This window comes from Pseudolactococcus yaeyamensis, from assembly GCF_054658615.1.
This window is the reverse complement of the sequence record NZ_BAAGGP010000020.1, coordinates 24,829-37,460: the sequence shown is the minus strand read 5'-3', so window position 1 is coordinate 37,460 and position 12,632 is coordinate 24,829. Positions and strand designations below refer to the sequence as shown.

Below are 12,632 nucleotides of genomic sequence, written 5' to 3'. Positions count from 1 at the left end.
ATATTTATATTATATCAAAACCAACCGTCTACAACAAGTGTGAAGTTGTAAAAAACTATCATATCCCTTGATATAATAGCTTTTGGGGGTGTATTTTTTAGTTTTAACTGTCAAACTCGGGATTTTAACACAAAAACGCTCACCAGATTATTGGCAAACGTTTACGCTATTTAAATCTTAACATATCACTTTGAGATGTTAGACACAAATTATTGATTCACTTCTTCGATTAAACGAGGCAATTCACTTAAATTCAAAATGACGGCATCTGCTCCTGCTGTTTCAAATACTTGTCGCACACGGTCTATTTCTGACTGTCTTTGTTCTGCTGATAACTGAGTGTATTCTGACTCAGTTAGCCCCATGACCGAGCTCCCCTCAATCACACCAACTGACAAAACATTGGCATTTTTACCCTCAACAATATCGGCAACTGTATCACCGACTTTGATAACTGCTTGACGATTTTGGATAGCCAATTCTACCAAATTTTCATTAATCATATCAGGCGCTGGACGCCCTACACCCTTGACATCATCCGGTGTCATCAAAATATCCGGTTCATAGCCTTGAGCTTTTGCTGCCAGAGCTACTGGTTCAAGCATGCTCGTCGTGTAACCAGTCGTTGTGCCGATTTTTATCTGTCTATCTCTTAGATAAGCAACTGTTTCTAAAACATAGGGTTTCAATATGGTATGATCAGAAATTTCCGCCATTAATTTTTCAGTGAAGATGGCGAGCATATCGTCAATATCTTGCTCAGTAAAAGCTCTATGGTGCACATTCTCGAATAAGTTCGTAATTCGTGGTAGTTCTAGTAAGGCTCTAATATGATCGCGTTTCAAGGCGCCCATCGGCTGCCGAACTTCATCAAAAGACACCTCAATTCCTTCATTTTTAAACGTTTCGATAAAAGCTTGTACAGGAGCAAAACACCCATAATCAACCGTTGTACCTGCCCAATCAAAAATCACTGCTTCAATCATTTTAACCTCCAATTTTCTTATCCGTCAAGTAAGCATCAAAAATGTCTGAGACGCGCGTAATGTCTGCTTGATAAATCTCGCCAATCACACCTACTCTAAAGGTATTCAAATCAAGGAGTTTCCCAGGATAAATGGCATAACCTTCTGATTTAATGAACTCATACATTTCTTTAAAATCAATGTCCTGACTCGGTAAATTAAATGTCGCAATAATCGGCGATTGATTTTCTTCAGGAACATATGTAATCAACCCATTGGCTTTGAAAAGTGCCAAAAGTTGTGTCATATTGGCTTGATAACGTGAATTTCTTGCGACCACGCCACCTTCTTTTTCTAATTCTTGCAGCGCTTGTTCAAAAGCGATGACAACATGCGTTGGACTTGTAAAACGCCATTTACCATCCTTTGACATGGTTTCCCACTGATCATAAAGATCCAAAGATAAGGAGATTGCTTTGCCTTTTGTTGCTAACATAGCCTCTTTTTTAGCAATAATAAACGAAAATCCCGGTACCCCTTGAATACATTTATTGGCACTGGAAATCAAGAAATCAATGTTTAAGTCGGCCACATCAATCGGGATACCGCCAAAACTACTCATAGCATCAACAATAAAAGTTAATTGATGTGCTTTAGCGATTTGGCTGATGGCTTGAATATCATTTAAAATACCTGTCGTCGTTTCACAATGTACCATGGCAAGATGCGTGATATTCGGATGGCTGTCCAAAAATTCCGCCACAACTTGCGCATCTGGCACTGTGTTATATGGAAATTCTAAAACATCATAGGACAGATGCGCATGCTGCGCAATTTCTGCCATTCTTAAGCCGTAAACCCCATTTGCCAGGATCAAGAGATGGTCAGATTGTCCGACTGAACTTGTCAGCACACTCTCAACACCAAATGTACCCGTTCCTTGCATCAAAACTGCTGTATATGTTTCTTCCGATACATTTGCCAACTGCAGTAAATTTTTAATAATACGTTTCGTGATCACTTTATAGTCATCATCCCACGTACAATGATCTACTAGCATGGCCGCTTTAACTGTGTCTGTTGTTGTGAGCGGTCCTGGTGTCAATAATTTGTAATTAATCGTCGTCATGTTTATTTCCCCTTAGCTTCTTCCGCAAATATTTGATGAGATTTTAATAACTCAAGCGTCAAAGGTTTCGAAAAACGTTTGGCTGCAGTCGCATCTTCACCTTGATAAAGTGCTGCTGGATAATATGCTTGCAGAGCTTTTCGCGTATCATTTGCAAGAATTTCAGCCACTTTTATAGCATTTGGATTCATTGTTTTATGTTTCAAAAGTGCAACAGATTCAGTTAATAAATAATTGCCTTCCTTAACTTCTACCACCTTGATTGGCAGACCTGCTTTTTCATCCACAATACCTTGTTGACGCAAACCAAAGCCAACCGCAACTTCACCCGTCCGTAATTTTTTGATTGGACCTGATCCGGAATCTTCAAGGTTAGGCCCAACATTATCAAGGATTTTAGCAAAAATGGTTTTGGCTTCCGACTCCCCATACGTATCAATCAAAGCTTGAATCATTAACCAAGCAGTCGAGGAAGAATTGATATTGGGTATGGCAATTGTATGTTTATAGATTGGATTAGCTAAATCTTTTAGGGATGTCGGTGTCGGTAACTTCGCATCTTTTAAGGCTTCAGTATTAACGATTAAGCCACCTTCCAAACCTAAAATTGGACTTTGAAAGTTTTCCGTCTCAGCAATCCCACTTGTTTTGACTTTAAAATCTGTTAAATCAGATTTTGCAGCGTCTAGATAATAAGTCGATAGTGTTATGACATCTGCCTCAAGGTTTGTTTTTTCTGACAATAATTTTCCACCTAACTCTGTCGTCCCAAACACTTGAATTTTGTATTTGTCTTTCATGTCTGTACCATCTAAAGTCTTTTTCATCACCTCAATTGCTTCGTCATCAGCATTTGAATAGATGATAACAGGCTTAATTGCCATTCCTGTTGCTTGTTTACCACAAGCAGTAATTGTGATTGCTGCAAGTATAGCAAAACAAACAAGCAACATATTTTTCAAAAATTTTGTAGGTTTCATATCTAGGCTCCTTTTTTTACCTGTAAAGTGGATAGCTTATCAATTTTTAAAACTTGTTTAAACGACTTTTTTCTCTTGTAAAAACAAGATAGATCACATATTTGACAGTGAGGTTAGTCAATAACAACAACAAAGCCAAAATAAAAATGTCATCAAATTTGTTAAAATGCTGTAATTCTTTTATTTTCGTTGTCATTGTTGCCGTATGGGCACCAACCAAGAAAATAATTGCTGAGATAGTCACCATAGCATTTGTAAATAAATAGCTGAACATGTCAACTAATGTCTGCTTACTATTTGGAATAATCACTCTAACAAGTAGTCTGATATAACTATCTCCCAAAAGACTAGCTGTTTGCTCATAATGATCCGACATTTTTTCCAAAGCTTGATTAGCCAAGTTAAAAGGTGTCGCAAAAAAATGAATAAGATTCACAATAACCAGAATCGCCAAAGTATAATGTAAAGACGTTTGAGAAAAAGCAAAAATAAATGCCAAGCCTAACACCATACCCGGAATGGCTATCGTCAACTGTGATAAACCTTCAATCACCCGACATAGCATCGGATTTAGGATACTTCTCTTGACAAGTAAAGCGCATGTATAAGCTAAGATAATGCCTAAAATACTCGTCAATACGGACATTTCAATTGTATTAAGATAGGTCGCAATCAAATCAGAATTTGATAAAACTGACTTGACATGCTCAAATGTCAAAGTTAAGTTATAAGGATAATTCGTCACGAATGGTACGATGACAAAAGAACAAAAAGTTGCCTCCGTCATTAATAAATAACTTGCTGTGAGTAAAAAAATGGCCGCATCTCTTACCCTATTTCGAGTTAATAGAAATGTTCTGCGCTTATCATAGCGAATCTCAAAACGCTTAAGACGAAAGAGGAGTAAAGCACTGAATAAGGCTGGCACCAACATCATCAAAGCGAGAATTGAACCATTTGCAAAATCTGGCACGCTCCCAATCATTTGATGATAAAGCGTCGTTGCCATTAAATTTTTGCTACCCGCTAGTGATGCTGGAATACCAAAATCAGTGAAAGTCAAAAAGAAAGTTTGGACGATACTAATTGCAATCGTGGTAATTAAAGGACTAATAATGGTAACCCAAAATCTACGCAGCTTTGAATCCCCCATAATCTCACTGACAACAAAATACTGATGATCAATACAACACATCGCATTGTTAAAGAGCAAATAAGCAATAGGCACCGTATAGATTAAGAATCCTAAAATCAAGCCTTGCCTACTATAAATATCAAAAAGCTGAAAGCCCACTAGACGCATGATAATTCCTTGCTTACCAAAACTATAGATAATAGCAAAGCCATAGACAATCGTTGGCACCAACATTGGTAAGATAATCAAAGTCCTTATTAAACGTTTATAGCCCTTGAAAACAGTCGTGAAATTCACACAATAGGCAAAAACAAAGCCTATTAAAGTTGCGAGCAAACTTGTCTGAAAAGAAATCGTTAAGCTGTCAATAAAAGAAGTTTGGATGACTGAATTACTGATTAAATTTTTAAAATTTGTCAAATTAATGGTCGAATTTGAGATAAATGCTTGATAGAAAATAGTCAGAAGAGGAAAAATCAGAAAGACTAAGAAAAATATCCCTATCAAGCTAAGTGTCAACATCACAATTTTTTTATTATCCCGCATCATTTTCTCCGAACAGTTGGAAAATATTATGCTTCTTGATCAGGAGCTGTTGCAAGATAAAACGCTCTACAAAAGCTGAACTCGGATGATGAATTATATTTTTCGGTGAATCAAACTGGACGATATGTCCTTGATCAAGCACTAAAATTTTGTCACTCATTGTCAAAGCTTCTTCTGGGTCATGTGTCACAATAAAAGTGGTTAATTGAAATTGCTGAACAATTTCCTTTATTCGATTTTTAATATTCTCTTTAATGACACCATCCAAGGCTGACAAAGGCTCATCTAAAAGTAAAATTTTAGGTTTCATGACGAGCGTTCGTGCTAATGCTACACGTTGTTTTTGGCCACCAGATAGTTGATGAATTGACTTTTTAAGATGTTGCCTTAAGTCTAATAGCTCAATCAAATCTGCCACTTCCTTAGCTGATGATAGCCCTTTTTTATTGCGTAAACCATAAACAATATTTTTCTCAACTGATAAATTAGGAAATAAAGCATAATCTTGAAAAACAATATTAAAAGCTCTTTTTTTCATACTTTCTTTTGTGATATCTCGTCCATCACAAATAATTTTACCGCTATCAGGTTGCAATAACCCTAAAATGATATTAAGTAGGGTTGTTTTACCACTACCCGATGATCCTAGAATCGCAATTGTCTCCCCTTTTTTAACTTGTAATGATATATCATCCAAGACAGTTACACCATTAAACGATTTTGAAACATGCTGCAAATCAATCATTAGTCCCTTAACTTTCTAGTTATTTACACGTCTCTGTAACTTGTCTCAAAAAAATATTCTCATGATTCCTCTTACCATAGACCTAATGGTTTATAAGCACATCAATAAATTAAATATTTCTTTTATTTTTTCACATAGATACATGTAAAATATCATTATTATTTTATGGGCACCTCTAAAAACTGCTTTTGATGACTTTTGAGTTAAATATTTCTAGTTGAAAGCATTGCTTTCAATCAACCAATGAGGACAACGAAGTTGTCTTCGGCTAGGCATTGCGACAAGGCTTGTGGCTGCGGTTACTCGTCACAGAAAGCCCAGTGCTACTGCAAGGTGCGGAGCAATAACGACACGATAGGAAAATTTAGCCAAAAGAGGCAAATCTGAGTTTTTAGAGGTGTCCTTATTATATATACGTCTCTTCTTTCGCCTCTAAGTACCACCACCCTTTCACTAATACATCCATTCTAGCATGATAAAAGTTTACCTTATGTAAAAATATAGTAAATATTAAGAAAACATAGTGTAAATAACACATAAATAATACTTTTATTTTATCTTTAAAAATCAAAAACATTTCTTTTATTAGGGGTATAGTTATAAATGTTTCCAACCAGTAGTTTACATCTCTTATGGAAAAATTTGTATAAAGAGACTGGGACAAAAGGCTTCAGTCATCAAAAGAGAAAAGTAAACCTACCAGTTTATTTTTACCAATTTCGCATTGTTTTGCCAAAAGAATACCAATTTCGCACAAAAACAGCACTTTTCTTACCGATTTCGTATTGTTTTGGCAAAAGAATAGCAATTTCGTAATTGTTATCAATGAATCATAATGTTGTTTTACAATTTTTTCGGAAAATGATACAAAAATAGGCTATGACCGATTTCTAATGTTAACAGAAATCATTCATAGCCTATTTTAGGAGTTTTTTATCCCAACTCCACAATTTCTTACTCTCAAATTATTTTTAAATTCTGGAGCTTCTCAATTGTCAACTCTTGGTAATCAGTTACAATGATATCAGCGTTACTCAAGTCTTGCGCAGGATAATCAGGGTTTTCAAAGCCAATCACATAGGCACCTGCACGTCTTGCTGCTAAACTACCATTTTTCGTATCTTCAATGATTATCGCATCTTGAGCAGAAACGCCTAACCGTTCTGCTGCTGCTAAAAAGACGTCTGGTGCTGGTTTAGAACGCACTACCTCTTCTCCACTCACCAACACTTCAAAATAGTCAACAAGTCCTAAATCAGTCATTGCCCGTACAATCTCATGTTTAGGAGAAGAAGAGGCGACTCCTAATTTGAAACCAGCTTCAAAAAGTCGTTTCACTAAATCCTGCGCCCCTTTGATAGCACGAATACCATCTCTTGCGATCATCACCTCGCGTCTTTCATTCATCTCATTAATATAAAATGAAATGGACTCAGGTAGACCAAGCTCCTCTTTCATTTTAGTCCACATGAAGTCAAAAGTTGTCCCCATAAATTGATACTGGTAACTAACATCTTTAGGGAAACCAGCTGTCTTTAACATATCTGTTTTCGTTTCCAAAAAGGTATATTCTGAGTCAACCAAGACGCCATCCATATCAAATATTACTGTTTTTATCATGATTTAAAGTCCACCTATCTATTTTCATTTATTATATGCCTATTTTCCAAACTTGGCAAATTTACCTATTTTTCTAACGCTCACAATAAAGAGACAACTAACAAAAAATTGCTTCTCTAGTTACCGTTCAAGGTAACCTTTGATGCAATTTTCCTATATTCCCTAAAGGTTGAAGCGAGCATTGATTAAACAATTTCAATTGTTGAACCAACCTGTACATTTGGTAAGCTCTTACCCTCAACATAAAGCGTACCAGGTAATTCAGCTTCACGCGCCCCATCAAATTTAATCGTAATATGACCAAGCGATGTTAAATTTTGTTTAACTACATCACCAACTGCTGTAATAAAGTAGGGGACATCATCAAAAATGATATTTTGCCCGACTTTGATAGCATCATGAATCGTCTTGACTTCAATCGTATAACAAAATTCAGCTAACATTGCGGGGGCCTCTTCGCCAAATAAAATCATCATTTGACTTTCTCTCAAGCTTTGTGCTTCAGGACCAATCGCTTTAATTTGAGTTGTAAAAACGGTCATCTTTTCTTCCTTATCTATATAATCCAAAGCTTGCCAACCAAGCAACAACAACACGCGGTAAACCATTCAAGAAACGTGAATAAAGCACACTGGGAACACCAACTTCAACAGTTTCAGATTCAGCTTCCATTAAGCCAAGACTGACCGGAATGAAATCACAACCATTTTGTGTGTTGATTGCAAACAAAGCTGGTAAAGCAAGATGCGGTGGAATGTTTCCTTTACCAATTTCCACCCCAATCAATGTTCCGATAATTTGAGAAATGACTGCACCTGGTCCTAAGAGCGGTGATAGAAATGGCAAAGAACAGATGAAACCAATCACAAATAGACCAATTGTATTACCCGCTAATGGAATCATCGCTTTAGCGAACAAATCACCAACACCTGACCCTTGAATGATCCCGATTAATAATGATACAAATGCCATAAATGGCAAAACTGTTTGAATCAATGTTTGAATCGCTTCACGCGCTGCCTGGTTAAAAATCGCAACAACCTTACCAGCACCCATTCCTATTTTGGCGATAAAACTACCACCTTCTGCGCGCTGTTCCGTGATTTTTTTAGATGTATCAAATGATGTCGCGTCTTTTGATGACGCATCTTGTCTGTGTAATACAACAGCATTGGCATCAGTTGGCTGGATATTCTCTGCTTTAACTGCTGAGACATAGATTGTTTCATTAATATATTGTGCCAAGGGACCGCTTTTCCCAGTTGCCACAATGTTAATCGTTGGAATTCCCTTTTGTGGATAAATACCACATCGAAGTGTTCCACCGCAATCAACAATAGCTAACGCAATTTCACTGTCTGGAATAGATGTTTTAAAACCGTTCACTGATATCATCCCTGTCAGCTCTTCTATTTTATCAACAATAGCTGGACGTTCCCCACCACCTGTGATATAGATGAATTTATGCTTTTCTGCCGTTGGTGTGATTGTCAAAGGTCCACCATATCCACCAACACCTTTGGTTACCACAATACTTTTATATTCAGTCATTTCTTTTTTCCTCTCAAAATACAATCACGATGCCAAGTCCGGATTAACAGCAACTGTCTTGCTTAATGTAATCCCTTGTTGTTTAGAAACAAAAGCAGTTGTCAAGTCTGTTACCCAACCGCCAATGAAATTCATCACTAACCCAACCAAGAGATAACGAATGGCAAGTTCGGTTTGATTCAAACCTAATTTTTGAATACCTTGTGCAATCCCCATCCAAACAAATAATTCCCCTGGGTTGATATGAGGAAAAATACCATTACTTGTATGACAAAACTGCATAACTGCCGCTGAATAACTTGGTTTGTAAAATTCTGGTAGGAAACGTCCTGTTGTCATACTCATCGGATTTCCTAACATAAAAGCTGATAGAAACGGTAAGATAAGATAACGTGCAATAGGATTACTAGTTGATGCTTGTGCAACTCTTTGAATCTTATCTTCACCAATTAAGGCAATGAGCGCATTCATTGCGACAAGTAGCATTAAGACAACCGGGACAATGCCAGTCATCCAGCTAATAAAGGTCTCCCCACCAGTTTTAAAGAGGCTCATAAAGCCATCCGCAAATTTAATAATTAAATCCATCTTTTTTCTCCTCTAATATGATCGTCTTGTTTATTCTCACTTACCGCATCAAACCAAAGATTGATGCAGTAAAGCAAACACATCTTATTTATGCAATAATTGTTTTCTAACAACCATTGCGTGCATTCTTAACTTATCAACTAATGATAAAGGCGATGATTCCTGATAGTCACCAGACTGAACACGTAGATAAAGCTCACGTGCATTTTCAATCGTCTGGCGTGTAATTTTTAATTCCTTTGAAACCAAAGGATGATAAGATGTCAACGCTTGTAATTCAATACCATTAAATTGATTAAGTTGTTTAAATTTTGAAATGACACTTATGCCTTGCATTTTTTGCGTATCGGTTATGACCCCATTAGCATCAAGCGCAAACAGCATAATCGTTCCTGATTTAATACGACCTGGTCTGCGACCAATAGCAACACGACCTTCTTGTCTCAATTTTTGATAGACTTGATTAAAATGCTTAATTTGACGCAAGCCAAAAATAATTTGTATGACATAAGCGATAACAGCAATAATGCCAATGAGTAGCCAAGTATTCATATGATTAATCCCTTTCTTTTAAGCAATCCTTGTAACTGTTCTAAATTTTCCATTTTCAAAATCTCATATTGAAGCTCTGGCTTACCAACAATTTCAAAAATCATATCATAAACTTTAACAAGATCACTTTCCCAATTAGGTAACAAATTTTCAGGAACAGCAAGCATAAAAATCAAACTAATCTCATCTTGCGGTGCCAGACCAATACTAAGGATAATATCGCTTGAACCAACGTTTATCGTGTGCGGAAATGCAAAAGTATTTTCAAAAATTGTTGAAGCAGTCTGATTGCGAGCCAAAATTCGCTCTGCAAATTGTGAGTCTACTTTACCTTGCTGTTCTAAATCACCCATCATTTGTACCAAATTTTCTGAATAGGTCTGATTCAAATGCGTCATTGTCATTTTGACTTTTGATTTATCAAGCAAGATACTATTTTTTAACGTTCTCAGTCGTGTTGTAATAAAATCATCATCCAGTAAATTTGCAACTTGAATTTCCATCACATTTGACGAGATGGCTTTTAAAGGAACCGTCGTAAAAACAACCATGAATTCTGAAAAATCTTGATTAGCCGCTTCCTCAGTCAACTCTGTTATCACAATGTCCTCACCCAAAATAGCACGAATTTGTAAATATAACATTTGCTTTGCTGCAGTACCAACATTAGCAATCAAAGCAACTTTTTTTGTACTATCAATCCGAACCTTGCTAAGTGAAAGTTCAAAATAAATGGCTAGTGTATTGAGTTCAATGTCAGAAATGACAAGACCCGTTACTTTTTTGATACTCTCCTTAGCTATTTCTGCTAATTGATAAGCAAAAGGATACCGATTTTGAATTGATTTGAAGAAAATATTCTTCTCCTGATATTGAAATCTTGTACGATTGAGTAAGAAAGTCACATGAAATTTCAAAGCTTCAAACAAGGCTGTTTGATTCATCTGAATTGGATAATCCTCATCAATATCCATAACGATTTGATGAATTAATCGATTGATAAATGTGAAATCAATTCGTGTGGCATCAAACGGAAAATTATTATTCATATTCAGCGGATATGCCATAAAATCTTGTTCATACTGCGTTAAATTACGATTTAACTTATTTTCAATTTTGATAAAGAAATCGTTTAAAAATTCATTATGATTAACAAGATTACAATAATTATCAATCTTAGTTTCAATGATATGACCTGCTTGAATCCGATTAATTGACAGTAACAACTCCCTCTCAAACGTTGTCACCTGTATTTGATTGAGCTTCAGCTTATCATACAAGCTATCTAATAAATCAAAAAAATCCGAATCAAACTTAAGTTCATATTGATAATAATCATAAACATGGTTGAGAAAAATCAGCCGTTTACCAAACTCACTCGCAAGTAATCTAACACCACAATTTGGCTTACTCTCAAGTTGACCATCATAAAGTGTCACCAACTTCCCCAGTTTTCTTAAATCCTTTTGGATAGTCCCACGTGAAACTACCAACTCATCAGCGATATCATCAATTAAAATATAACCTCCTAGCTCAATCATAACCTTGCAAATATAAGCAATCCGCTTATCCGAAGAATTAAAATCTGCTATCGCCTTAATACCTCCCCCTAACAGTAAAGCCAATTCATCATAATCCTTAACGACTAGTCGGTACATTTTTTTATCACGCGTGATGACCGCCACATCCTCCAACGTTTGATTTAATTGCGTCATAACAGATCTAACAGTCTGCTCACTCGCTTTGATCAAGTTAGAAAGCTGCATTTCCGTCGCTTGACCTTTAGCCACCAAAAATTCTAAAATTTGTGTAAATCTTACGACTAACGTCACTTTCTACCTCAATCTAATTCCTGATTATCCTCGTGATTTACCACCCGCAACATTTGTCGTCACACCTGTAATATAACTTGCACGATCACTCAAAAAATAAGCTACCAAATCCGCAACCTCAGATAATTTACCACTACGACCAAGCGGCGTTGCACTTGTATTGCTGTAACCTGCTCGTAATTCATCAACCGTTTTACCACGTGTATATGCCAAAGATTCCTCATAAGCAAGGGTACGCAAACCAGTTTCTTCCATAATACCAGGTGAAACACCGACCACACGAATATCATGACGTGCTAATTCCTTAGACCATGAGCGTGTAAATCCGTTAATGGCAGCTTTTGAAGCAGCATAAGGAGACTGCCCCTCTGACCCTTCAAGACCAGCTTCAGATGACATATTAACGATAACACCACCATCATGAGTCGCCATAACCCGTGAGACACATTGAGCAACGATATAAGCACCTTTAACATTAATCGAGAAAATTTTATCAAATGCACTTTCTGATAATTCGTATTCGCCGCCAGGATGTTTCACGTCTACAAGTAAACGTGGCATATTGATACCTGCATTATTTACCAATCCATTAATCGTTCCAAATTTAGCAACAATTTCTGATACTGCTGCTGCAACTGACTCATGATTTGTCACATCCGTTTTAATAAACAGATAGTGTTCATTTTTTGTATCATTTTCATTCAAGTCCAAATTTGCAACACGAGCACCACTTTCAAGCAACTCATCAACAATTGCTTTACCAATACCTGATGTCCCACCTGTCACAACATAAACTTTTCCTGCGATATTTAACCAATCTGACATTTAAGATGCCTCCTTTTCTTTACAGTTCAATTGTAATCGCTTTCAATAGATTGATTAAGTCACACTTTTATTTTTTTATTGATAATAAATTGTTTGAGTTGTGTCATCACCATTTTAATGATAACTTCTATTACTTAAATTTTCACACTTTAACAGTTATTTGT

General features: G+C 36.4%; 12 protein-coding genes. All 12 read right to left on the bottom strand.

Going from position 1 to position 12,632, the window contains the following annotated elements; genetic code table 11:
* Nucleotides 1–209: 209 nt before the first annotated feature.
* The 12 genes from phnX to ACYQ21_RS05655 all read right to left on the bottom strand — a co-directional run bounded on the left by phnX (nt 210) and on the right by ACYQ21_RS05655 (nt 12,468).
* On the bottom strand, nt 210–986 hold the full coding sequence (gene phnX, locus ACYQ21_RS05710; protein WP_460056250.1) for a phosphonoacetaldehyde hydrolase: 777 nt from the start codon (nt 984–986) through the stop codon (nt 210–212).
* Between the two features lies 1 nt (nt 987).
* The gene (phnW, locus tag ACYQ21_RS05705; RefSeq protein WP_460056248.1) at nt 988–2,094 is read right to left on the bottom strand and encodes a 2-aminoethylphosphonate--pyruvate transaminase; all 1,107 of its coding nucleotides are present in this window, start codon (nt 2,092–2,094) and stop codon (nt 988–990) included.
* A 2-nt stretch (nt 2,095–2,096) separates the two neighbouring features.
* Nucleotides 2,097–3,074 (bottom strand): ABC transporter substrate-binding protein, encoded by a 978-nt coding sequence (locus ACYQ21_RS05700; protein WP_460056246.1) that lies wholly within the window; start codon nt 3,072–3,074, stop codon nt 2,097–2,099.
* Nucleotides 3,075–3,120: 46 nt separating this feature from the next.
* Entirely contained in the window at nt 3,121–4,755 is a 1,635-nt protein-coding gene (locus ACYQ21_RS05695) for an ABC transporter permease subunit (RefSeq protein ID WP_460056244.1), read from the bottom strand.
* Nucleotides 4,745–5,500 carry an ABC transporter ATP-binding protein gene (locus ACYQ21_RS05690; protein ID WP_460056243.1) on the bottom strand — a complete coding sequence of 252 codons (756 nt, stop codon included), beginning with the start codon at nt 5,498–5,500 and terminating at the stop codon, nt 4,745–4,747. Before ACYQ21_RS05690 ends, ACYQ21_RS05695 begins: the two co-directional genes overlap by 11 nt.
* 960 nt (nt 5,501–6,460) lie before the next feature.
* Nucleotides 6,461–7,120: an HAD family hydrolase gene (locus ACYQ21_RS05685; RefSeq protein WP_460056242.1), complete on the bottom strand. Its 660-nt coding sequence runs from the start codon at nt 7,118–7,120 to the stop codon at nt 6,461–6,463.
* A 185-nt stretch (nt 7,121–7,305) separates the two neighbouring features.
* On the bottom strand, nt 7,306–7,662 hold the full coding sequence (locus ACYQ21_RS05680) for a PTS glucitol/sorbitol transporter subunit IIA (RefSeq protein ID WP_460056240.1): 357 nt from the start codon (nt 7,660–7,662) through the stop codon (nt 7,306–7,308).
* Nucleotides 7,663–7,672: 10 nt separating this feature from the next.
* Nucleotides 7,673–8,671, bottom strand: a complete 999-nt coding sequence (gene srlE, locus ACYQ21_RS05675; protein WP_460056238.1) for a PTS glucitol/sorbitol transporter subunit IIB — start codon at nt 8,669–8,671, stop codon at nt 7,673–7,675.
* A gap of 24 nt (nt 8,672–8,695) precedes the next feature.
* The gene (gene srlA, locus ACYQ21_RS05670; RefSeq protein ID WP_460056237.1) at nt 8,696–9,259 is read right to left on the bottom strand and encodes a PTS glucitol/sorbitol transporter subunit IIC; all 564 of its coding nucleotides are present in this window, start codon (nt 9,257–9,259) and stop codon (nt 8,696–8,698) included.
* Nucleotides 9,260–9,343: 84 nt separating this feature from the next.
* A complete protein-coding gene (locus ACYQ21_RS05665) occupies nt 9,344–9,811 on the bottom strand; it encodes a transcriptional regulator GutM (RefSeq protein ID WP_460056235.1) in 468 nt (155 codons plus the stop codon).
* Nucleotides 9,808–11,643: a BglG family transcription antiterminator gene (locus ACYQ21_RS05660; RefSeq protein WP_460056232.1), complete on the bottom strand. Its 1,836-nt coding sequence runs from the start codon at nt 11,641–11,643 to the stop codon at nt 9,808–9,810. The genes ACYQ21_RS05665 and ACYQ21_RS05660 overlap by 4 nt, the downstream gene beginning before the upstream one ends.
* Before the next feature lie 24 nt (nt 11,644–11,667).
* The gene (locus ACYQ21_RS05655) at nt 11,668–12,468 is read right to left on the bottom strand and encodes an SDR family oxidoreductase (protein WP_460056229.1); all 801 of its coding nucleotides are present in this window, start codon (nt 12,466–12,468) and stop codon (nt 11,668–11,670) included.
* Nucleotides 12,469–12,632 lie beyond the last annotated feature (164 nt).

What these genes read in the sequence shown, in the direction of transcription:
- srlE (WP_460056238.1), bottom strand. Translation starts at nt 8,671, where the DNA reads ATGACTGAATATAAAAGTATTGTGGTAACCAAAGGTGTTGGTGGATAT.
- phnW (WP_460056248.1), bottom strand. Translation starts at nt 2,094, where the DNA reads ATGACGACGATTAATTACAAATTATTGACACCAGGACCGCTCACAACA.
- ACYQ21_RS05665 (WP_460056235.1), bottom strand. Translation starts at nt 9,811, where the DNA reads ATGAATACTTGGCTACTCATTGGCATTATTGCTGTTATCGCTTATGTC.
- ACYQ21_RS05690 (WP_460056243.1), bottom strand. Translation starts at nt 5,500, where the DNA reads ATGATTGATTTGCAGCATGTTTCAAAATCGTTTAATGGTGTAACTGTC.
- ACYQ21_RS05700 (WP_460056246.1), bottom strand. Translation starts at nt 3,074, where the DNA reads ATGAAACCTACAAAATTTTTGAAAAATATGTTGCTTGTTTGTTTTGCT.
- ACYQ21_RS05655 (WP_460056229.1), bottom strand. Translation starts at nt 12,468, where the DNA reads ATGTCAGATTGGTTAAATATCGCAGGAAAAGTTTATGTTGTGACAGGT.
- ACYQ21_RS05680 (WP_460056240.1), bottom strand. Translation starts at nt 7,662, where the DNA reads ATGACCGTTTTTACAACTCAAATTAAAGCGATTGGTCCTGAAGCACAA.
- srlA (WP_460056237.1), bottom strand. Translation starts at nt 9,259, where the DNA reads ATGGATTTAATTATTAAATTTGCGGATGGCTTTATGAGCCTCTTTAAA.
- ACYQ21_RS05695 (WP_460056244.1), bottom strand. Translation starts at nt 4,755, where the DNA reads ATGCGGGATAATAAAAAAATTGTGATGTTGACACTTAGCTTGATAGGG.
- ACYQ21_RS05685 (WP_460056242.1), bottom strand. Translation starts at nt 7,120, where the DNA reads ATGATAAAAACAGTAATATTTGATATGGATGGCGTCTTGGTTGACTCA.
- phnX (WP_460056250.1), bottom strand. Translation starts at nt 986, where the DNA reads ATGATTGAAGCAGTGATTTTTGATTGGGCAGGTACAACGGTTGATTAT.